Annotated in this window: 10 protein-coding genes; 9 read left to right on the top strand and 1 reads right to left on the bottom strand. The window is 37.6% G+C overall.

Annotated elements, in window-relative coordinates; genetic code table 11:
* Positions 1-155: 155 nt before the first annotated feature.
* Positions 156-2708, top strand: coding sequence for a hypothetical protein (locus I2I04_RS18455; protein WP_195655616.1), 2553 nt, complete (start codon positions 156-158; stop codon positions 2706-2708).
* 119 nt (positions 2709-2827) lie between these two features.
* Here the strand turns inward: I2I04_RS18455 and I2I04_RS18450 are convergent, their stop codons facing one another.
* Entirely contained in the window at positions 2828-6223 is a 3396-nt protein-coding gene (locus I2I04_RS18450; RefSeq protein WP_195655615.1) for a PA14 domain-containing protein, read from the bottom strand.
* A gap of 762 nt (positions 6224-6985) precedes the next feature.
* Here I2I04_RS18450 and I2I04_RS18445 point away from each other — a divergent pair.
* From I2I04_RS18445 to xyl3A, 8 genes are all read left to right on the top strand, one after another.
* A complete protein-coding gene (locus tag I2I04_RS18445; RefSeq protein WP_195655614.1) occupies positions 6986-7498 on the top strand; it encodes a discoidin domain-containing protein in 513 nt (170 codons plus the stop codon).
* A 141-nt stretch (positions 7499-7639) separates the two neighbouring features.
* A complete protein-coding gene (locus I2I04_RS18440) occupies positions 7640-10177 on the top strand; it encodes a beta-glucosidase (RefSeq protein WP_195655613.1) in 2538 nt (845 codons plus the stop codon).
* A gap of 30 nt (positions 10178-10207) precedes the next feature.
* Positions 10208-13471: a SusC/RagA family TonB-linked outer membrane protein gene (locus I2I04_RS18435; protein ID WP_195655612.1), complete on the top strand. Its 3264-nt coding sequence runs from the start codon at positions 10208-10210 to the stop codon at positions 13469-13471.
* A 12-nt stretch (positions 13472-13483) separates the two neighbouring features.
* On the top strand, positions 13484-15562 hold the full coding sequence (locus I2I04_RS18430; RefSeq protein ID WP_195655611.1) for a SusD/RagB family nutrient-binding outer membrane lipoprotein: 2079 nt from the start codon (positions 13484-13486) through the stop codon (positions 15560-15562).
* A 6-nt stretch (positions 15563-15568) separates the two neighbouring features.
* Complete coding sequence (locus tag I2I04_RS18425) at positions 15569-16951, top strand: hypothetical protein (RefSeq protein WP_195655610.1); 1383 nt, start codon at positions 15569-15571, stop codon at positions 16949-16951.
* Positions 16952-16984: 33 nt separating this feature from the next.
* Positions 16985-19696: a hypothetical protein gene (locus I2I04_RS18420; protein WP_195655609.1), complete on the top strand. Its 2712-nt coding sequence runs from the start codon at positions 16985-16987 to the stop codon at positions 19694-19696.
* 22 nt (positions 19697-19718) lie between these two features.
* A complete protein-coding gene (locus I2I04_RS18415) occupies positions 19719-21569 on the top strand; it encodes a DUF5010 domain-containing protein (RefSeq protein WP_195655608.1) in 1851 nt (616 codons plus the stop codon).
* 134 nt (positions 21570-21703) lie between these two features.
* A complete protein-coding gene (xyl3A, locus tag I2I04_RS18410) occupies positions 21704-24253 on the top strand; it encodes a xylan 1,4-beta-xylosidase (RefSeq protein WP_410489786.1) in 2550 nt (849 codons plus the stop codon).
* The last annotated feature ends 1 nt before the right edge of the window (position 24254 follow it).

The following is a 24254-nucleotide window of genomic DNA, read 5'->3' as shown; positions in this document are numbered from 1 at the left end:
TAGTAGTTTATTTATGTGATATGGGAATGTAACCAAGCATAAAATTATGGTTCATTTTATTGAATAAAAATATATAAATAAGTTAAATTGTCGGTTTGTATATAATTTAATGTATTACTTTTGTTATTGAAAATTAAATACTATAGAAATTCATAATGGGAAAAAGCATATTTGTCATATTAATATCTTTTTTATCTATTTCCTTTTGTTATGGGCAGAAATTGGATTATGGGCTTGAGATATTATCTCATCCATTGCCTAAAAAAGATTTTACTACTCTTTCATTGAATAATGGTGAAGTCATTGATTGGAATGATGAGTTTACCATTACTTTTCAGTTATGGTTATTTGACCGTTATATGACTGGTTCTTTTTGCCGGTTGATAACAGATCGTGGAGAGGTGATAGAAATGGTGTTCAGTAGAGAAAGTGATGGGCAACTTTTTGTTGTGGTAGTAACAGAGGGAGAAGCTCATCGTATTAATTGTTCTGTAAAGAAGGAGAAATGGACTGATGTTGAGCTGAGCATTTATCCAAAGAAGGGAATATTAAAAGTGAAATATGATAAAAGTGAAACCATCTTCACTTCCTCAGTTGTTAATAAGGGGAAGGGCTCTCAAGTATTTTTTGGTTATTATCCATTGAGGCAATATACACCTTATGTGGCATCGGTTTGCATTAAAGATATTCGTCTTCTTTGTGGTGGTCAAGAAGTAGGTAATTATAAACTACAGTGTCATAATAATGACACAACATACGATTCATGTCAAGGACAAGTAGCTATTGGTAAAAATACAAAATGGGTTATAGATGAAACCTTAAAGTGGAAACTTGTACTGACAAAAACATTTCATCATTTTCCTTCCATTGCTTTTGATTCAGCTAAGGAGACTTTTTATATGACAGTGGGGGATAATATGTTATATAAATATAATTATTATACCCATTATTTAGATAGTCTTAGAACGGTTGGTGGAAATTGTGTGGCTCGTTTTCCAAATCAACTTATGTTTATTTCTTGTTTAGATACCTTGCTGTCTTATGATGTAAATGAAAATCTTTATTCTTTTTTCTGTTTTAAAACTTTGAAATGGGGGGGGACTGAAATCTCTACATTAGATAATAAAGCGTGGAATAACAGTGTTAATTATAATTCGATAGATAGTACTCTTGTCAGTTTTGGGGGATATGGTCATTTTAGATATAGTAATGAATTAACAATAAGCTATCCGTACCATCCTGAAATTATTCCGAAAAAAATAATATTGAAAGAGATACCTCCGCGTTATTCTCCTGCGACAGCTATTGTTGACAATGTTCTTTATATTTTTGGTGGTAATGGTTCTGTATCTGGCTATCAGGAGATTCAACCGCGAAATTTTCAGGACTTTTATGCTGTAGATTTGAAAACTTATTGTGTCACAAAGTTATGGGAGAGACAGGAATATGCAACAGAGGAAGAATTTATACCTAGTGAACACATGATATATAATGGTAATGGATATTTTTACTTATTATGCAAGCGTTATGGTGGGAAAATGATTAGGATTAATTTGGATTCTCCATTTATAGAAGATATGTCTTATCCTATGTATGCTCCTCTAAAGACTGAATATATTTACGGTGATATTTTTTACTCTTCGCTTCGAAAGATGATGTATACTGTTTTTATTTTGTCAAATGGAAATGGTGAATCTACTGTTTTGGTCTATGAGATGAGTGAGCCTGTCGCTTCTCTACGGATGCTGACTAAAACTCTCCCTCCTATAGTGAGGAAAGATGGAAAAACTAAAGTTCAGGCTATTTTGATATTTTTTTCTATATTTCTTTTATGTGTGGTAATCCTTATTTGTAGATGTTATTGGAAGAAAAGAATGTTGCCTCTGAAAAGTAAGAGCGAAAAGATAGACAATAAGTTTGTTGTAAACGAAAAGAAAACGGATTTAGTATCTGAAAAATCAGAAATGGAAATATTTGACGAGGTTTCAATAGTACCTTATACAAAGAGTTGTATATATTTAATGGGGTGCTTTCAGGTGATAGATAGGGAGGGTAAAGATATAACATCTAACTTTACTCCAACATTAAGAACTCTTCTTTTTTTACTCATACTATGGTCAAAAAAGAAAGCGAAAAGTATATCGGGGCAACAGATAATTCAGATAATGTGGTCAGATAAGATGGAGGTTTCTGCGCGGAATAATAGGAATACTTATCTTAGTAGACTCCGTTTTTTGTTAGAGAATGTAGGTGTAAAGTTAGTAAATAATAATTCTTTGTGGGAAATCCAACTTGACAGTGATACTCATTGCGATTATATGGAAGCGATTGATTTGCTCTATAATAATAGTCGGACTTTGGAAGATACGGACTTATTGGTTACTTTGTTATTGCGGGGAGTGTTATCTGGTATGGATAATGATTGGGCAGATGATTCGAAAAATGAACTTTCTGATTTGACTATTAATTTCCTTTCTCAAGAATTAAAACGTTCCGACCTGTCGGATGAGAGAAAACTAAGAATGGCAGATATTCTTTTTTATCATGATTATTTGAGTGAAGAAGCATTACAGACTAAATGTTATATATATTATCAGCAAGGTAAAAAAGGGCTTTCTTTGAATATTTATAACGAGTTTTGCAAAAAATATAAAAGTTCATTAGGAGTGGATTATAAATATTCTTTTAATGAAATTTTGGCGCATTGATGTGAAGAAGACTTCTTGAATGAATATAGATATGTTAAAAATGAAGAAGTCTTTGTGGATATTCCTGAAATAAGAAAATTTAAGAGGATGTCCTTTTCAGACACCCTCATGAAAAATATTTATTTGATTGAGTACTTTATATAGTTGCAAAATAGTTTGCGTGCTACTTCTGATGCCGTATCGGTATTGTCTAATTCATTTACGATATTCAACGTAGAGAATACTATACGCCCTTTTCCACAGGGAATTACACCCACTGCTGTGCCAAGGTTAAACGGCCAACTACGGTATGCTCCAGCAGCTAAATCCTCACCATGAATACATAGTCCGAAGCGGTGATCACTGTCTTTTACTACTGCTTGGTAAGGCCAGTTCATCGAGTCACCGACGGGTAGTCCCTCGAATAACGGGTGCTTTTTCACAAAGTGTACACCACCAATCCAATGACGACCAATTGTAAAATATCCATCATATTTTATCCCTGTATATTCTGCCACATTTTTCATCCATGTCTCAGACTTATTGAGTAATATTATCGTGGTTCCGTCATTTTGGGCACGGTCAAAGATGGCTTGTGCTGATATACCATCAGGATTGGGCTGTGCCCATTTTAATTTCATCTTGCCTGTTTGTTGATTTTGTCTGTATTCCACCTTTATCTTCACGGGAATGCCTGCTTTTAGATTGAGTGTGCAATATTCTTCTATTTCCTTTTTATTATCCCAAAAGTTTAACACTGTTTTTCCGTCTACTTCAAGTCGTACACCACGATTAGTTTCTACAAAGAACTGAAACTCTCCCGTGTGCTGCGGCATTATTTTTCCTTCCCAGACTGCTGAGTACGGTTTGTTTGCTTTTAGTGATTTATCTGGTTGTTCCCCGTTTTTAAACGTATGGCTTATATTATCAACTGTATTTGTTACTACCTTATTACGCATATTGAAATCAGAGAACCATGTAACTTGTAATGTTGATTTGCCATCCTTATCCATGAAAAATTTGGATGCGATATCTACTGGTTCCTCAAACGGTGTACGGTTCACTACAATCCAGTCGAGTTTACCACTTTTCTTACTGAGTGGAGGCAATTCTTTACCTGTATTCTTTTTGTAGAAAGTTGCCATTGGATCATTTGCTATGCCATAATATGCTCCAATTCCGGCCATATCCTCGGCTTGCCATTCAACGCCGAGTACTTCGTCTCGCCCTATGGCGCACACCTTTCCGTCTGACGATATAATCTCTGCCTCAATACGGTACATTCCACCATTCTTCTTAATCGGTACGCTCACGTTTTCGACAAGAAGTTGTCCGAAGGTATCACCGCCAACTATATTTATTTGTTCCTTTTTGTTAAACACTTCTTGTCCATCGGGAGAAAGTACTTTTATACATAAGGTATGATTACCGTTCAAGTTCTTTTCATTTACGATGTAAAAGTCGATAATGGCTGTACCAGGACAACGTACTATTTGACTGCGTGTTGATACAGCTACGTAGAGTGGCTGATTGTAATACGCCAATGTTTGAATATTGCCCTTCGGATTGCGGTATATATCTACTACTCCTGAATGATTGTCATAAGGCATGGCTTCCCAACCGTTTATTGCATATACGTCGCCGATATTCTGCATACGAAGTCCTTCAATACGACGGCCTTGGTGATAGAGCGAGATATCTCCCATAGCTCGCGTTAGATTATCTATTGTACCGAAAGAGGAAGCAAGTCGTTTCTCGTTGAAATAATTACTGAATTTTTGATATTGGTCACGCCAGAACAAGCCATCCCATCCATTTTTGCCTGTGCGTACTATTTCTTCGTAGATCTTTTCTATTCGTGGCGGAGTGGATATGGCTCCTTCTTCGCCACGCATAAATATTTCCGTGTGGTTATCACTGAACATAAAGTTCTCCTTCGGACTTTTGTATGAACGCTGCTCCCATGTAGCAGGACCACCAGCACGGTGAGCGTCAAACCATCCACGACGATAAAGTTTATCGTCAAATGGCCGCATATGCGCCTTTGAATCTTCTTCGCTATTTTCCTTTTTCGCCCATCCTGATGTGAATGTCATGATACGGCTTGGGTCAAGTGCGTGGGCTATCTTCATATCGTTCATACGTTTCTCTGTAAGTTCTTTGTCGTCGGCGATCGAGCCACGAAGTTCGTTTATGAGATTGTATATTATCAGACTTGGATGACTGCGGTCTCGTTTAATCATACGATGCAGTTTTTCGTTGGCTATGGTGCGTATAAAGGTATTATTGTTGGCGGCATTGAATGATCCTGGTTCTTCATAATAGAGTAGACCAAGACTGTCTGCCGCCTCAAATACCACAGGCATTCCGATACTTCGGTGAAAGTTGAGCATATTTAGTCCCATTTCTTTAGCTATATTAACCTGTCGGTTAGCCATTTCTTTAGTCGAGTAGAGACCTGTAGCAGGGAAGTATCCCCAACTAATGGCACTACGTAGCACTATGCGTCGTCCATTAAGTCGCAGTATGGCATCCTTGCCAATACCTTCGGCGGTAAACCACCGAAAGCCAAAGGTACGCTCATTGTTATCGACAACGTTTTTGCCGTTTTTCAGTTGTACGTGGCAAACATATAGATTAGGCATATTGACATCCCATAGTTTGGCGTCCTTTATTTCTATGGGAATGTTCACAGTTTGATTGTCTGAAGTTATGGTAATGTTTTTCATCGTTGTGTGAAATACTTCTTTCATTGGGCTATTCTTTTCTGTCACTACGATGTCTATATCGTGTTTGGTATTCTGTTCTTTGGTATTCGATAACGTTACGATAGCATTTACTTTCTTTACCTCTGGTGTATTTTGCATATATACATCTGAAATATACACAGAATTAAGGCACTCTATGTGTACATCACCTATCAGGCCACTGAAACCACGTCCGGTAGGTACTTCATATTTACCCCATTTTATGCGGGTGAAATCTTGGCTGTCATAGTTTCCCCCAGGATTGGTCACACGTACAGCTAATGTCTGTTCTGTTCCGAACTTCACAGCATTAGTGATATCGAAGTCGAAGGGGGATTCGCCCACAATGTCGTATGCTACTAAACGACCATCAAGGTATACTTCAGCACGCATACGCACTGAACCAAAATAAAGACGGATCTGTCGTCCTTTCATGTCAATGGGTATCTTGATTTTACGCCACCACCAACTTACACCCTCCGTATCCTCGGGTTTCGGACTTTTGGTCTTGGTGAGATATTCTTCCACTGTGCCTGGTACTTGCACGTTAACGCCTGTAGATGTATCGCAGAGCACGCTCCAACCTCCTGTAGGCTGATTCACAGGTAAATTCGACAGATCTTTTGTTTCGGTAGGCAAGAATAACTTATCATTACGCCACATTGCTTTTTTGTCCATCCATAGTTTCCATTCGTCACCGTTCAAAGATATCGTGTATCTACTTTGACTTGCGACATTGCTGCCCATTATCATGGTAAGCAGCATTACTAATAATAAAATTCTTTTCATTTACTATACACTTTTATAGATTATTTTTTTGCATAGATAAACTGTAAGTCTAATTTTTGTATAAATTAGAACTAAATATTTGCTAAATATATTGATATAGCCCTTTTTCCCTTTTTTATTATTTATTTTTAACTAAATAGAGATCTCGGTCTTCGTGCTATTTGATTAGTGTACTTGTTGGTGTATGGATTTAACTTGATGATTAGTATATACCATCATTTTATTGAGAATTGTAAAGCAAAAAAATAGATGGGCTTAATACTTCTTTCTAATATATGAAATTTGATAATCATAAGACTTAGGCTGGACCTTGAATTGGGAGTGACAGGATAGTATGGTTGACATTGGGGTATTTTACTTTTTCTGCATAGATGAAAGGTAGCATGTCGTTATAATTTCTTTCTTTGGTAGGCAAATAATGAGATAGACAATAAATAAATTAATAATTTTTTCTGTTTGCTTATCTTTTAGTTTATATTTAGCTTATATATAGTCTATTTTTAGATCAGGTCTTGATATTTGTGAAAAATCGAAATACTATAGATAATGCAAAATGCAATTTATAAATTATAAAAAATGAAAATATTTATAAGGTGATATTATAGGTGTTTCGTTTCAAATCATTCCTTAATAGGATTCATGTTTTGAAGCTATGAGCTGGGAGGGAATATAACGAAACATTTTTTAAGTGTGTTAGAACTTTACATATTAGAATAGTATATTGTTTGTTAATATAATTGTTAATTTAAATTTTTTAGGATTATGATTATTAAAAAAATTTTAGGATTGGTGGCTTGTTCACTTTTTACTATGGAAATGGCACAAGCTGTGGAAGTGATTAATGAAAATGAAGTTATTTATTCTGATTTAGATCGTACTGGATGGGTTGTATCTGCTTCAAATAGTCGTGACCAAAATCGAGCTCCAGAGAAAGCCATAGATAATAATTTAGGCTCCCGTTGGGCTTCAGGAATCCTTCAAGAAGGTGGTGAATGGTTTATGGTTGATATGCGAACTCCTCAATCGTTTAATGTTATAGAATTGAACCAGGGGAAATCTCTCATGGATTATCCGCGTGGTTATGAGGTCTATATTTCAAATGATGGAAAGAATTGGGGGGAAGCGATTGTTACCGGAAAAGGTACGGAAGGAAAGGAAACGGTTATAACTCTTCCTAAGGTAGTTGAATCTAGGTATGTGAAAATTGTTCAAACTGGAATAGCTGATGGAAATTGGTGGTCAATACATGAATTCTATTTGAAAATGAATAAATAAAATAGTTATTAGGTCTAAAAATAAGGTTTAAGATTGTTTTGAGGATTGAAGCTATGTTACTTTTCTCGTTTAGAGGAGGTGGTATTTGTTTCAGTTACACAGGATATTGTTGGTTGCATATATAATCTAAATACTTTTATCATGAATGCAAATAGTGTCAAAAGAATATTCAGGCTACTGGTCTTTGTTTCCATTCTTATTTTTGTGAGTGGTTTTGTGAATGCGCAACAAACTAAAGATACAGATATTTTAAAAATAATAAGTAAGTTGGAAACAGGTGAAAAAATAGATCTTTTGTGTGCGAAAGCTCCTGCAGTACAACGTTTGGATATTCCTTCTTATGACTGGTGGAATGAATGTCTGCATGGAGTCGCTCGTAATGGTAAGGCGACGGTTTTTCCAAAACCTATAGCTATGGGGAGTATGTGGGATGTTGATTTGATGAAGCGTATTGCAAATGTCATTTCAGATGAAGCTAGAGCTAAGTATTATGAAGCATTGGACAAAAAAGGAGTTACAGGCAGATATGAAGGACTCACTTATTTCTCTCCTACTTTGAATATTGCTCGTGACCCGAGATGGGGGCGTATGTCAGAATGTTTTAGTGAGGATCCGCTTCTTACCTCTGAAATGGGAGTAGCTTTTGTTCAAGGATTGCAAGGAGACGATCCGTATTATTTGAAATTAGTTGCTACACCAAAACATTTCGTTGCGAATAATGAAGAGAATAGACGTGTTGATGGCTCGGCAGAAGTAGATGAAATGTCTTTACGGGAATATTATTTTCCAGCTTTCAAAGCGGCTGTCATGCGGGGTAAGGCTACTTCGGTTATGGGAGCTTATAATGCGCTCAATGGGGTTCCTTGCTGTGCCAATGAGTTCCTTTTGACAGATGTATTACGTAAAGAATGGGGATTTGAAGGTGTTGTTATGTCTGATGGTTCTGCTATAGGTAATATCTCGAATAAACATAAATATAAAGCCAATGGAGCTGAAGGGGCTGCCGCAGCTCTGCAAGCAGGGTGTGATATGGCTTTACGTGATGAATATGGAAAAGCTTTGAGGCAAGCGTTAAATAGAGGTTTGATTGAGGAAAAGGATATTGATATAGCTTTAAATAGAGTCCTTACATTAAGAAAACGTTTAGGTATTCTGACTTCTTCTGCAGCCAAGACACCCTATGAGCGCCCTAATAATAATATTGTTGAGTGTGAAGCTCACCGACAACTGGCGTATGAAGCAGCGTGTAAATCTATTGTATTATTAAAGAATGAGAACGTACTTCCTTTGAATGCCGAAAAGTTGAAAACTGTAGCTTTAATCGGTGATGCTTTCAAAAAAGTGTATTATGGTGACTATAGTGGTCGTTCAGAACAAAATACAACCCTTTTGGATGCTCTTATAGAGGGGTATCAAGATAAAATTAAATTTCTATGGGCGGGTGATGGTAATGAGAACGTAGTGGTTCCAGAAGCTAATTTGGTGAGACCTGCCAAATATGAATATGAAGGGAAATTAGGCTTGACAGGATATTATTATAATAGACCTAAGATTGAAGGGAAACCTATTTTTGAACAACATGATTTAACACTTGATTTCAAGGCGGTTGACTCGGAAAAACTGAGAAGATTTGGAAAGCTTTCTGCATATTGGACCTCTTCGTTGGTACCTGGAGAGACTGGCGAACATATTTTATCGTTAGAGGGAACAGGAGACATGAAATTGTATATTGATAAGAAATTGGTTATTGATCGTCCGGGGAACAGAGGTAAAGTTTCTGCTGCTATCTCATTGGTGGCCAATAAAAGCTATGAGATTAGAATAGAATGCGAAAATATGAATAAGAAGGATAAATTCCGTTTTCTGTGGTGTCCACCTGTGGATGTGAGTACAGCTGCACCAGAGAAAATGGCGAGAGATGCGGATGTGGCTATTGTTTTTATTCGGGATAACAGTGGTGCGGAAGGACGTGATAGGACTTCTTTGGCTATGAATCCGGAGCAAATTTCAATGGTTAAGCGTATTTCTCAGGCAAATAAGAATACGATTGTATTATTCGGCTCTAGTGCTCCTTTGATGTTGGGGGAGATTGTACCTTATGCAAAAGCTTTGCTAAATGTTTGGATTGGTGGACAAGGAGAAGCACAGGCTATATCGGATATTCTATTTGGAAAAGTAAATCCGTCAGGCAAGACACCCGTTACTTTCTATGCTGATGAAAAGCAACTGCCGCCATTGGATGATTACAATGTCAAGAATGGACGTAGTTATCAATATTTTAATGGAGATATATTGTTTCCGTTCGGTTATGGGCTGAGTTATACAAAGTATCGATATTCGCCTCCCCAACTTCAGAAAAAACAGATTGGTCGTAAAGGGACAATCAAATTGTCCATTATGATAAAGAATGAGGGTGCTTATGACGGTGATGAAGTTGTACAATGTTATGTATCATCAGATAAGTGGAATGGCGAGCAATTAAAACAAAAATTATTGGATTTTACTCGTGTACATTTAAAAAAAGGAGAAACAAAAATGGTTACATTTGATATTCCTGTTGAAAAATTACAGCGTTGGAATGTAATTAAACATTGTTGGGAAATACAACCAGGTCAGTATCGACTATCTGTTGTTCCTAATTCTCAATCTAAGAATGTTGTGGATTTCTCTATAAAATAGACGAGTAATACTTTGAAAATAAAAAATACTATGAGGAAGAAACGTAATATAAGAAGTTTGTTGATCACTTTCTTAACATTGTTATTCTTAACTAATTGCAATGTTTATGCACAAAATCGAATATTAAAAGGGAAAGTTACCGATCAAATGGGTGAGCCGATGATTGGAGTGACTGTGATGAATGTAAATGAACAGAATAAGAGTACTATTACCGATCTAGAGGGAAACTATTCAATAAAGATAAGAGACAATGCGATTTTGAAGTTTTCTTATATTGGCTTTAAAACCAAAATACTCAATGTTACGAGAGAAAGAAACATATTGAATGTAGTATTGGAGGAAGAAACAGTCATGCTAGAACAAACGGTTGTAGTTGGCATGAATATGAAGCGTGACGAGAAATCTCTTTCTACTGCTTTTCAAAAGATGGATATTGAAAGCATGACAGAATCTCGTGATGTAGATTTCTTAAATATGCTTTCGGGCAAAGTTGCCGGATTGCAGGTTATTTCTAATGGTCCTTTTGGCTCGGCTTCGGTTCGTATGCGTGGAACAAATTCTATTACTGGTAATAATGAACCACTTTTTGTAATTGATGGTGTACCTATTATTAATGAGTCCGGATTTGATGAAGAAGATTCTGGCATAGACTATGGTAACGCTGCAAACAGTCTGAATCCTGATGCCATTGAAAGCATAGTTGTGCTGAAAGGGGCAAATGCTACTGCTATTTATGGTTCGGATGCAGCTAATGGAGCTATTATTATTACTACTAAAAAAGGAGATTATCAAAAAGGCTTGGGAATAACATATTCCACTAACCTGCAATTTACAAAACTTAGCCAGTATCCCATTTATCAAAATGTGTATGGTGTAGGTACAAATACAGCTTTCAGAAGTGGATATGCTAATCTTCCTGGTAAGGATTTGGACTATGACCCCAATTTGCCATGGGGCATTAATCAGTTGACAGGTTCAGGTTATAATCAATACAGTTGGGGGCTACCGATGCTTGGCTTTGATGTGGTAGGACGCAATGGTTATATGAAAACTTACTCACCGAATGATGGGAATATTCTAAATATGTATGAAGTGGCTACTACATGGACTAATAATGTGTCTGTAGATAAAAGAGGAGAAAATTTTAGTTCTCGTTTGACTTATACGAATATTCAGGCAGATGACATTATGGAGAATTTTAATAAGGTGAATCGTAATCTAGTCAATTTTCATCTTGGTTTCAAACCGGTAAAGTTTTTGAATATTGATATAAATGCTAGTTATATGCATGAATCAGGGCACAATCGTGGTTCACGAAATGGTTCGGATAGCAATCCATTGAATATCATCACCTCTATGCCCCGCGATTTGTCTTTGTCAGAGTTGATTCCATGGAAACGTCCTGATGGGCGGCCTACTACTTACAATGGCTTTAAGAATCCTTATTGGTTGCTGAATGAAGGAGACAATGGAGATAAGAAAAACAGCTTGCTGGCAAATGTTGCTGTAACAACGGAATTTACAAAAGATTTGCGACTTCGTTTGAGAGCAGCAATCGAACAGAGTTCAAAAAGTTTCTGGAGTTTTGCTAATTTGTATTCTCCCAATGATTATGATGGTGATTATCGTGAAGGATGGGAAACAATGCGCAATTATACTTATGAAGCATTATTATCCTATAATAAGCGTTGGAAGGATTGTTTTAATCTCACTACTTCGCTGGGAACTTCTATGCAAGACTACAACTATAAGTCGCGTTTTGTCCGGATGCCTGCATTATTTCAGCAGGATATTAAGTCACTGACCAATTCTGGAGGTTATCTTCAGACTGGAAGTATATACCGAGCAAAAAAGAAAATAGGTATATTTGGAACAGCGAGTGTGGGGTATAAAGATTTTATTTATATAGATTTGACGGCACGTAACGATTGGTCATCGTCTCTTCCTGCCTCCAAACGTTCTTATCTCTATTATTCAGCAGGTACGAGTTTTATTTTCACGGAGGCATTTAAGGACCTGATTCCGAAAAAATATCTTTCGTATGCGAAGTTCAGAGTTTCTTATGCCCAAGTCGGAAATGATGCGGGTTTTGACCAATTGTTATCCAGCTATAAATACGGTCGTAATTATTTAGGTAGTATGTCCTATTATGAAAGTGATAACAATAGGCGAAATCCCAAATTAAAACCAGAACGTACTACTTCCGTAGAAACTGGGCTTGATTTGCGTTTCTTGGATAATCGAATTACCCTTGACTTTACTTATTATAATAAAATTACACGTGATCAGATTGTGGGGGCGGAACTTGACGGGTTTAGCGGCTATACGTCAGAGGTGGTGAATGCCGGAAAAATTCGTAACTGGGGAACAGAAATTACATTAGGAGTAGTTCCTGTGCGTACGAAAAGTAAATGGGAGTGGAAAGTGGATTTTAATTATGCCAATAACAAATCTAAAGTACTTTCTTTGACAAATGATGTAGAATATATGTCTATTAAAGGAGCTCGTGTGGCAGAAATTCGTTTGGTGGTGGGACAACCTTTCGGTTCAATTTATACTAGCGGTCGTGAGACAAATGAACTAGGGCAGGTATATGTAGATGCCAACGGTTCACCTTATGAACAGAAAGGTTTCTTTTTGGGTAATGTATCACCGAAATGGATTGGTGGTTTACGGAATACTGTTAAATGGCGTGATTTTTCAGCTTCTATGTTACTGGATATAAAGGTCGGTGGACATATTTGGTCAGGTACAGCTTTTCAGGGGGCACAGAATGGTGCCACTGTAGAATCATTGCAAGGGCGTGATGCCTATTTATTCAGTAATATTATCTTACGTGAGAACAATGAAGAGCGAAAAGGCTTGTTGAATTCTTCCCATAGTAATTCAACGAACAATGTTATTTATGGAGACAATCGCATCAAAGGCAGTTACATTCCGAATGCAGTTTTTAAATCGGATGGGACATCTGCCCTAGTTTATATCAATCCGATGAACTATTGGTGTCATGATCCTGGTCGGGGGGCTTTATTTATTTATGACGCTTCGTTCATCAAGTTGCGTGAAGTGTCCATTGGTTACAATGTTCCGACCAAATATCTGAAGAAGATAGGCGGTTTCCTTCAATCGGCACGTCTTTCAGCAGTAGGTCGTAATTTAGCAATTCTTTATCAAAAGACTCCGAAAGGGATTGATCCAGAAGCTACTACTACATTGGGTAGTGGACTAGGACTGGAAAATGGTTTTAGTCTTCCTTCTTCTTCTTATGGATTTAACTTGAAAATAACTTTTTAATTAATGAGAAACATGAAGATTACATATTGCATATTGATCGTACTGATGGGATTGGGTTTTACGTCTTGTCTGGACGATTTTACTTCAGTCAATCAAGACCCAGACAAGATTTATTCTGATAATATGACTCCTGAAGCTATATTTCCGGGCACTGTTTATAAGACGCTGAATGCTATGGCACGCCTCAATCACGACTATTTTTGCTGGCAGTCCTATTACTGCCGGATGTCGAAAAGTTTTTCCGAAAACGATGATCCGGGTGATCGTTTGTTTACATTTTATACACAGATATTGAAAGATCTCAAAATGTTGGAAGACACTTATGTCGGAAGAGAGGAATATAACAATGTTGGTGGTATTGTACTCACTTGGAAATCGTTTATTTATTCTTATTTGGTTTCTATTTGGGGGGCATTGCCTATGGAAGAAGCGTTATCTGTTACTGAAAAGAATAAGTATCATTATGATGCGGAAGAAAAAATCTATATGCAGGTATTGCGTGATTTGCAGAAGGCTGTGAACATGTTTAATCCAAATACGAAGGTGGAAACGGATAAACTGAGTGTAGATCCTTTCTATCCGAAAAATGACAAGAGTAGTGATATTGAAAAATGGCGTAAATTTGCCAATACCTTACGCCTTGAAGTTGCAGTCCGTATGATGAATTTAAAGGACGAACAGGTGCGGCAGTTCGCTAAACGCCAAATAGAAGAGGCTTTGAATGCAAAAAATCGAAATTACTTCATTTCTTCGGTTGCTGATATAGCTAGGGGGCGATGGGGAACGGATTTGAATTCAGATGCTTCCTATTATTATTTGCGTATCCAACGTGGACATGATGAGAATACAAATAATGGTTATTCTCAACATCCAGCCATTGGGCAGTATTTATATCTTTATTTGCGTTCCTTCAACGATCCGCGGTTGCAGAAGTATGCTAAGCGGGCAGAAGGTGATAAGCGTTTTTTCGTAACAGATACATTGAAAGATGAAACGGGAAAACGGGTGGACGTGCGTTATCGTATTCCTTATGCTGTGTATAAAGAATTTCAAGCTATTCCTCAGACGCAGTATGTAGGGCGATTGTCTGAAACCACTACTTCTACTTATAAAGATCCTCATGGACAAAGTTATATGCCGTTAGTGGATGAAGGAGAGAACTGGGCATGGATTCATCCTGATTTTTTAAGACAGGATGGTACTATCACGTTTATGAATTGGGCGGACGCTTGTTTTTTATTGGCCGAAGTTTCCTTGCGTATTAATGAATGGAATTTGAATATCGCTGCACTTCCCAGAACGGCAGAGGCCTATTATTATGATGGCATACAAGCTTCTTTTGCAGAATATGGCATTGCTACAGGATATGATGATTATATTAGCCAAAATGGAATCAAATGGGGGACGGATAGTGATGATGAAAAATGCTTACGAGAATACCGGGGGTATTTCAGAGCTCACATTTATGGTGAATCCGGCGGACAGACTTACCGAGGTGATCCTAAGAGTAGAGATAGTTTTTTAAATCCGCGTACCTATCCGGGAAATTATGCTGCTCGTAGCAGAATCACTGGTGGGTTGGAGCAGATATGGAAACAACGTTGGATTGCTGATTTTTGGAATGGTCATGCTGGATGGGTGCTGGAACATCGTACTCGTATTATGAATTTTCCTCCATATTTCACCAACAGCATGGTAGGTACAGGGTCCTATGGTGATATTTGTTATTGTGATTATGTACCAGAACGTCTGCTTTATCCTTGGTCGGAGAGAAATCTGAATCTGGAATGTTATTGGGGGGCTATTGCTCAGAACCAGATATCTAGCAAAGCACCGAACCGTGTGATGGATGGTGTCAACTTTTATACTCCTTTAGGAATGTCTGCTGAATATTATGGGTTGGAAGAAAATCCAAAGCTGCTAGTTGAAAACTGGCAGAATTTTGAAATTCGTTATAATACAGATATTATTCAGCAATATTATGGTCATACGATAGAAGAATTCATTCAGAATGTTAAACGTGACTATCCTGATAGTGATGGATTAGAAGGATTGAAAAAATATATTGATTTCCAATTTGTTAATAAATGATGAATCATGAAAAACAAGAAAGAAGCTAAGATGATTACAGGATGTTTACTTGTAGTGTGCCTTTTTACCGCTTGTATGGAGGAAAATGGTGGTCCTTCTATTGATGACCATTTCCTTAATTTTGAAATTCCTGAGATATCCGTTTCACAGGATTATATGGTAGGTGCTTTCTATCTGAAAAGTACTGACCGTATGAATGGCAATCCCGGTAGTGTGAATAGAACTGATTGTTGGGCGCGTCTAACAGGTACAGGCGATTTTGCTAACTATGAATATGATGTTTCTCCCAAGGAAACACCTATGTATGGAGATTTTCACCTGAAAACAAATGATGTTAGTAAAGAAGATGTAGATATGATACAGCAACAGATGGATTCGTATGCTGCCAATGGCATTGATTTTCTTATTATGCCTCCTATTAATATGGATTTTAAAAACGGTAATCAGATTTCGGATAATGATGTCTCCTTAGTCAAATTATTGACTGGTAGAATTGGTGAGGGAAGTGATACTGATGGTGAAAATGATGTAGATATGAATCCGGATATCAATCATGTGAATTTTCCGTTGGGATTTGTCTGTTCTGTTAATGTGGACAACTTGACTAAGGAACTTGATTTGACTGGTATTAAGGAGGATGGTGCTAAAGTATATGGAAAGGCCTCACAACTCTCCAACCAGCATCTTATAGAAGATATGGAGATACTTCCCGACTGTGTGACGACGTTGATTAGTGGGGAGGCTTGTACACGTGTACAGCTGTTACAACGGCTGTTTGTCAGTGTAGCGGACAAGTTTTTTGGGGATACACATTATTATAAAGTGGATGGCAAGCCAGTAGTGCTGATTGAAAATGCCGCAAGGCTATATTCAAAAGATTCTCGTGTGCTATATGATGGCATACGTGCTTACGTGAAAGAACAAACAGGATATGACGTGTATTTGATAGCCAAGAGTGGAGCTGCATGGTGCCCGCCTGATCGTTATGAATATTTTTATCTTCAGGGTGGAGTGGATGCTGTTACTAGCCAAAATATGTATAATGGATTACGATATGATGAAAGCTACTATTTCTATCCGCAAGCTATCTACTTAAATATGCAGTATACGCGAGAATATATTGCAGCTAAATATAATATTGATTTTGTTCCTACCGGAGCAGTAGGATACAACAAGTTTGTAGAGAACGGTGATTTACAGACTCCTATTATAAAGAAAGAGCCTGTCATATTTCGTCGTATGTGTAACATATTGAAGGCACAGACTGGAAAGAAACGACTGGTGTTCTTGCATGCGGTGAATGAGTATAAGTATGATTCATTTCTTGATTCTACAGTGGAGGAAGGAGATACTTATTTGAAAATTGTAAAAGAACAATTCAAGAGATAAACAAAAAAAGGAACAATCTAAAAAAAAGGAACTATGATGAACAGAAAATTCTTAAATGTAATTCTTTGTGGAGCTTTATGCTTTTCTGCTGCTACATTTTCATCGTGTAAAGACTACGATGAAGATATTGAAGGACTGGACAATCGTATAACAGTATTGGAGAATAAGGTGAAGGTCTTGCAGAACCAGCTGGAAGACGCTGTGGCAAATGGATGTTGGATAGAGTATTATGAAATAGATCAGGCTACTGGCAACTGTACTTTACATTTTCAGGGAAAAACGGAAACGCTTACTATACCTAGTATTGAGGGAAAGGATGCCACAATACGTCATTTTAAGGTAAACAATGGTAAATGGCAGATAGCTCAGAAAGATGGTACTTATACCAACGTTGTTAGTGTCACAGGGAAAACTATATCAGTGACGAAAGATGAAGACGGAAATGTTGTATTGGGAAATATTGTTATTAGAGCTGTTGAAACAGAGGATATGGGCATCATGCAGGTTGTCTATATTGGTGAAGTGGAAACCACGATTCATTGTGATAAAAACGATCCGGTGCTTGCTGTAGATGAGGAGAACAAGTATATGGTGATAAGTGTTGGAGGGGTTCATTATACTCTTTTATTGGAAGGTTCTGTATTTAAGGGCTTGCAATCAATTTCATATCGGAGGGTATGCGCATTTGATGATTATATTGAGGCTCTCACATTGATTAATGATCAAGGAGAAGCTATAATTTCCTCTCCAGCTAGAGTTTCTTTCCGCGTGTTACCTGCTGACTTCAAATTGGAACAGGCTAAGTTCTCTTGTGCTGATTTACGCAAATTGAAGACACGTGCTACCCAAACTGCATTGACTTATATCCATAACACAGCTAAGCTTGAAGATGGAGTATTGAGCCTTTCCCTGCAGCCTGAGAATATGGAAAATGATGTGTACTTTGGTGCTGTTTTGAATGTAGAGCTGAATGGTTATACCACTTCATCTGATGATTTTGTAGTAAAGAAGAGTGAACATAAGGTGTCTGAAGCAAAAATTTTTAATGCTACGACGGGTACTGCAATAACGGAGCCTATCATATTCGATGAGAAGAGTCCTCTTTATCTGAATACTATTCGGTGTGGCTTTGAGGTCGGAAGGTACAATAAATTGGAATCATTAGACGATTTGGGATTTGATGTAGTGATTACATATGAATTGGATGGAAAATGTAAAGAAAACTTTACTGTGGGCGAGGATGAGAATGGAACATATCTTGCAGTGAATCCAATACCCTCTGAAAATAAGGGTGAAGTGACTGTTAAATATACTGATAAGAATACAAATAAAGTATTATTAGTCCAAAGCGTTAGCATAGAAGCGAAGTCCATTGATATTTTGCTGGCTGCGGATGAATATGAATCTACTAAATTGGAATCAATATCTTCACTTCATACAAAAACATCTTATATAAAACTGAACACTTCGGTTTTCACATCTGAGGAAATCAATTCGCTCTTTGATAATACTGAAAAATTGAAAGTGGGATATGTAAATGGTGGAAAACTAAATATCCTAAATGAAAACAAGGTTTATGTTACAAGATTTGATGGAAATAATATAACAAATTCCTTATATTTGTTTGTGGATAAACAGATTGATCTGGATCAAATGACAGGCAGTTCTAACCGTAAACCATTCGATATGTACCTGATTGCAGCTAATGGTGGAGTGCTTCAGGTAAATACAAATGATGGAGTGAAACGAATTTGTCTGAAGAAAGTAAACTTTTACTATCAGCCTTATATTAAAGTAAGAGTAGGTTTAGAACAAGAATATCAGATATTTGACAATGGTCAAATAGAAAATGATGTAGATGATATAAATAATATGCCGGGGTGTACAATCAAGGGGAAGGCTATTATTGGACGTATAAAAGATGAGGATAATTATAGTTTTGCTAATATCCAATTTTCAGAATTGTATGATTGGAGTCCGGAAGATTATGTGATTTTCTCTATTAGAAAAGAAGACCAAACTGATTTCTTACAATCAGAGTGGGGAAAAAGCTTTATATATGAAACAGGAGGATTTTCAGTGAAGAAACCCTGCAATTTGCGAAAATTGAATTTTGGGAACGATCAAAAGGCTGAAAAAGATGGAAGTGGAAATACTATCCAGAATACTGATCTAGAGATGCGGAAAAAAGGTGGAAATGAAGGTTTGAAAATTTGTTATCAAGTGGGAGATAAAGAAGTGTTAGACAATTGGTACTTTCTGGATCCGATCTCTTCACCAAGTGATCAGTGGTTCCGTTTTCATTATCGGTTTAACTTGAAGGGAGCTGATAAGATTCGCTTATATGAGGGAGTCGGTATGGTGGATAGCGAAATTGATTTGTTGAAATGTATGACAAATATTACGGGATTGAATGATAATGATAAAATGTTGCTTCAAGCATTTACTTCTAATTTGTGTCATGATTGGTATTTTGCAGATGAAAATGGAAACAACAATATTGTGTCAGTAATTGAAAATAATGATAATTCAGTCTTGGTAGTCTCTGATTGGGCCACAAAACGTTATGGAAATATTAAAGTTTCTTTGGTAGGTCCATACAATAATAAGGATAATTTTGCAACTGTTGATAATAGCGACAATTTGGTCGTTAAATGCGCAAAAGAATTTAAAGAGACTCAATTTAAGATTAAAATCACTACAGAGTTAGGAGAACAAGAAGCACTTTTTAAGGTGAAAAAATAATGATATGCTAAAGTAGAAGTATATGATGAAATTTTGGCAAGTATTTTTATTTATCGGTGTAACTGTCCTATTGGACAGTTGTACCGATAATGAAGTGGCTGAAGGGAATATTTGGCTGGATAACGGAAAGGTGGATAATGGAATTGAAGCGGAGCCGTTGCCTCCGCTTTCTGAAGCGAGATTGAAAGAAGATGGGTATATGGGTGTTCTTGTTGGTTTAGAAGGTGGTTTGAGAACGGGAGATATGAGTAGTGAAACGACCACTTTGTATAACCTTCCCTTATTTGATGTTAAAGCATTGGGAGCTACAGAAGAAGAGTGGTGGGATAATTTAGTGGAAGAACTAGCCTATTCAGGAGTTGATTATGCTGTAGCAAACTGTCGTGGGTGGTTACCAAGCGAGACGAAACGGAAAGATCACGGCAATCCGGAGCGGATTATGGATATGATAGATGCTATGAAGCGACGTGGAGTGGAAGATAAGTTTAAGATTGCAGTTTTTGATGATTCTCCTGCCTCTTGGCATGCTGCGCGTAATTGGAATCTTTATAAAAAGTATTCACAAAAGGTCTTGGAGTTGAGTGATTTTGACGGATATAATTCGGATACCCGATTTCCAGAGTATGAGTTACAACCTAAACCACAAACAGAGGAACAGCTTGTTTATCCACTGGATAATCTAGACCCAAATGATCCATTAGGCTGTTATTTCTATATTTGGACGTGTAACATAAAGCAGGCATTTGCGAACTTTTATGGTGAAAACAGTGAGAACAACAAGTTCCTGTTTAAATATAAAGGAAGACCGGTACTATATCTTTGGACACTGAACGGTTTCTTGAATAAGAAATATCTTGGGTTAGGAAATAAGAAGATTGATTGTACAGGAAAACTGAAAGCGATTATCTTGAAGATGAAAGAAGATTTTCGTAGGGAGTTTGGTGATGAACTGTTCGTCATACCTGACCGTGCTTGGTCTGATTTGGATCCACAGGTACGTGACGATGGAGTCGTTGATGCTATGCATGTGTGGTTTTCTGGAAGACTCCATCCGGGCAGATTGTATGCCGGTGGAAATTATTATTTGTTGAATAATCCTCGTGAGACGGACATTTGGGAATGGCATTATGATAACGATAATACTCCGAATGAATATATCAAAGTAGGGACTGCCATTCCTGGATTCTGGAATAACGATCTTGGTGGTTCCGGTCAATTTTATGATGCAGACCATGGAAAGACACTTAGCACCTCGCTCGAGATGTTTACTACCCAAGAAAATGGGATGCCGGGTGATGGGGATCACAGAGCTGATCTCATTTTTTTGGAAGGATTTACAGACCTTTTGGAGAACGCGGCATATTGGCGTAGTACAGATACCCGTTTCTATGATTATCCGAATCAGCGGTTGAATATCTTGCGTCAATACAGCCATTATCCTTTTCCTTATGTGCAGAAATTGGAGGCAGAAGCTTGTGACTTTTATTTTAACAATAAGGTTTATCCTAATGAGATGAAATATATTACGCTGACAGGAAAGGTGAAACGATGTAAGGATGCGAATTATGGTGGTGGATGGTATGTATCCGGACTTCGAGTGAATGACCATTTGCAATGGAAAGAAATACCTTTTCGAGAGGGAAAGACTATAGTTAAAGTTCGCTATGCCTATGCTGTTTCTGAGATAACTCTTGAGGTGACGGTTGGCGATATTAAGAGAAAAGTTGTTCTCCCCATTTCTCGAAAGGATGGGGAGTGGGCAACGGCAGAAGCCGGAGAGTTTACTTTTTCTGAAAAGGGATATCGGGATGTCACTATCAAAGTTTTGAATGGCGCAGTTGATTTGAATTATATTCATCTGGTTGCTCAATGAACAGATCGTTTGGAGTAACTTTTTCAAATCATTGTAGTGTCAAGAATAAAAATGACTCATTAATTTTGCTTATATTTATGTATAAAATAAAGATTATATTTTTACTGAAAATACTTTTGTGGAGTTCGTTTGCTATGTCTGTTATGGCACAGACCGAACCTTATAGGAATCCTTCTTTATCGCCGAGTGAACGTGCTTGGGATTTATTGAAGCGTATGACTTTGGATGAAAAACTGAGTCAGATGCGTAATAATGCCAACGAGGTGAAACGGTTGGGTATTCCTCGCTATAATTGGTGGAATGAAGCTTTACATGGGGTTGGACGTGCCGGTCTTGCCACTGTTTTTCCACAGGCAATCGGTATGGCTGCTACTTTTGATGAACAAGCTGTTTATGAAGCGTTCGATATTGTATCTGACGAAGCGCGTGCTAAATATCACGATTTTCAGAAGCAGGGTGATCATGGCGGTTACAAAGGATTGACATTTTGGACACCTAATGTGAATATCTTTCGAGATCCACGTTGGGGGCGTGGACAAGAAACTTACGGTGAAGATCCTTATTTGACTACCCGCATGGGATTGGCAGTAGTGAGAGGATTACAAGGTGACGGTACACAGAAATACGATAAGACTCATGCATGCGCCAAACACTACGCTGTACATAGTGGCCCGGAATGGAATCGTCATAGTTTCGATGCAAAAAACATTTCTCAGCGTGACCTTTATGAAACCTATTTACCGGCTTTCAAGGCATTGGTGCAGGAAGGGAAAGTAAAAGAAGTGATGTGTGCCTATAACCGTTTTGAGGGAGAACCATGTTGTTCCAATAAACAATTATTAGTGAAGATACTCCGTGAAGACTGGGGATTTGACGATGTAATAGTGTCAGATTGTGGCGCTATAGGGGATTTTTATAAACCTAAGAATCATGGAACACATTCTGATGCTTCTACAGCGTCAGCTGACGCAGTAATGTCTGGTACGGATTTGGAATGTGGCGGTTCTTATGCTTCATTGAAAGAGGCTATTCAGAAAGGCCTTATTAGTGAGGAGAAAATCAATGAATCAGTATTTCGCCTACTTAGGGCTCGTTTTCAGTTAGGGATGTTTGATGATGACAAGCTTGTTTCATGGAGTGACATTCCTTATTCGGTAGTAAATTCTAAGGAGCATCAGGCTAAAGCACTTGATATGGCACGGAAAAGTATTGTTTTGCTTAGCAACAAAAACAATATACTTCCATTGAGTAAAAAATTGGGAAAAATAGCAGTATTAGGCCCCAATGCTAATGATTCTATTATGATGTGGGGGAATTATAGTGGTATTCCTGCACATACAGTTACGGTATTGGACGGTATTTGCCAGAAGTTATCCGATACTGAAGTTATTTATGATAAAGGATGTGATTATGTAGATAATCGAGTGATGTATAGCTATTTTAATCAATGTTCTTTTGAAGGTAAGAAAGGGTTTAAAGCTACTTTTTGGAACAATAAAGAACTTACGGGAATTTCGGAAGTGAGCAGTCATTTCAGCGATCCTCTTAATTTTACTACAACTGGTGGAACTCCTTTTGTAGCAGGAGTTGGTTTACGTGATTTCTCAGCACGCTTTGAATCCATATTCACACCTGAACAATCAGGGAACGTGACTTTTTATATAGCGGCAGATGATGGCTCACGTCTGTATGTTGATGGGAAATTAGTATTCGACGACTGGGGACATGGTCCCGCTTCTGAAAAGACATATACTATGACAGTAGAAGCTGGGAAGAGCTATTCTATTGTATTGGAATACTGGCAAGGTGGTGGTAAAGGCGAATTGCGATTTGATCTAGGATATAAAAAGGAAATTGACTATCAGGCAGTTGCCAAAAGAGTGAGTGATGTTGACGCTATCGTCTTTGTTGGAGGTATTTCACCGAAGTTGGAAGGTGAGGAAATGGGAGTCAAATTACCAGGCTTTAAAAACGGTGATCGTACCAATATTGATTTACCCCAAGTACAGAAAGATATGTTGAAAGCCTTGAAGAAAACAGGCAAACCGGTTATCTTTGTCATGTGTGCCGGCAGTACTATGGCATTACCTTGGGAGGCAGAGAATATGGATGCTATTTTAGATGCTTGGTATCCAGGACAGGCTGGTGGTACTGCGGTTGCTGACGTGTTGTTCGGGGACTATAATCCGGCAGGACGTCTACCGCTTACGTTCTACGCTTCTTCTACAGATTTGCCTGATTTTCAGGATTATAATATGACGGGGAGAACATATCGATATTTTAAGGGGACGCCGTTATTTCCATTTGGTCATGGACTAAGTTATACAACTTTTAAATATGGTGTTGCTTCTACTAATGTAAAAGAAGTGAAAGTAGGAACAGGGATAACGCTTACTATTCCGTTGACTAATACTGGTAAACGTGATGGAGATGAGGTGGTTCAAGTTTATGTGCGTAATCCGAATGATGCAGAAGGACCTATGAAGTCGTTGAGAGCTTTCCGGCGTGTGACGTTGAAAGCAGGACAGATGGAACTGGTTAAACTTGAGCTCCCTGCTATGGCTTTCGAATTTTTTGATATGAAAACTAATATGATGTGTATTAAAGCAGGAAAGTATGAACTTCTCTATGGAGGTACCTCTGATGAGCAGAAGCTAAAGAGAATGACCATTCAACTGAAATAAA

This window comes from Bacteroides sp. 1001136B_160425_E2 (assembly GCF_015559655.1).
In the GTDB taxonomy this organism is placed as follows: Bacteria; Bacteroidota; Bacteroidia; order Bacteroidales; family Bacteroidaceae; genus Bacteroides; species Bacteroides luhongzhouii.
Note: the sequence above shows the minus strand (reverse complement) of the source record. Positions and strands in the feature narration are given on the sequence as shown.

Coding starts and splice junctions, on each gene's coding strand:
- I2I04_RS18455 (WP_195655616.1), top strand. CDS start 156: ATGGGAAAAAGCATATTTGTCATATTAATATCTTTTTTATCTATTTCC.
- I2I04_RS18450 (WP_195655615.1), bottom strand. CDS start 6,223: ATGAAAAGAATTTTATTATTAGTAATGCTGCTTACCATGATAATGGGC.
- I2I04_RS18445 (WP_195655614.1), top strand. CDS start 6,986: ATGATTATTAAAAAAATTTTAGGATTGGTGGCTTGTTCACTTTTTACT.
- I2I04_RS18440 (WP_195655613.1), top strand. CDS start 7,640: ATGAATGCAAATAGTGTCAAAAGAATATTCAGGCTACTGGTCTTTGTT.
- I2I04_RS18435 (WP_195655612.1), top strand. CDS start 10,208: ATGAGGAAGAAACGTAATATAAGAAGTTTGTTGATCACTTTCTTAACA.
- I2I04_RS18430 (WP_195655611.1), top strand. CDS start 13,484: ATGAAGATTACATATTGCATATTGATCGTACTGATGGGATTGGGTTTT.
- I2I04_RS18425 (WP_195655610.1), top strand. CDS start 15,569: ATGAAAAACAAGAAAGAAGCTAAGATGATTACAGGATGTTTACTTGTA.
- I2I04_RS18420 (WP_195655609.1), top strand. CDS start 16,985: ATGATGAACAGAAAATTCTTAAATGTAATTCTTTGTGGAGCTTTATGC.
- I2I04_RS18415 (WP_195655608.1), top strand. CDS start 19,719: ATGATGAAATTTTGGCAAGTATTTTTATTTATCGGTGTAACTGTCCTA.
- xyl3A (WP_410489786.1), top strand. CDS start 21,704: ATGTCTGTTATGGCACAGACCGAACCTTATAGGAATCCTTCTTTATCG.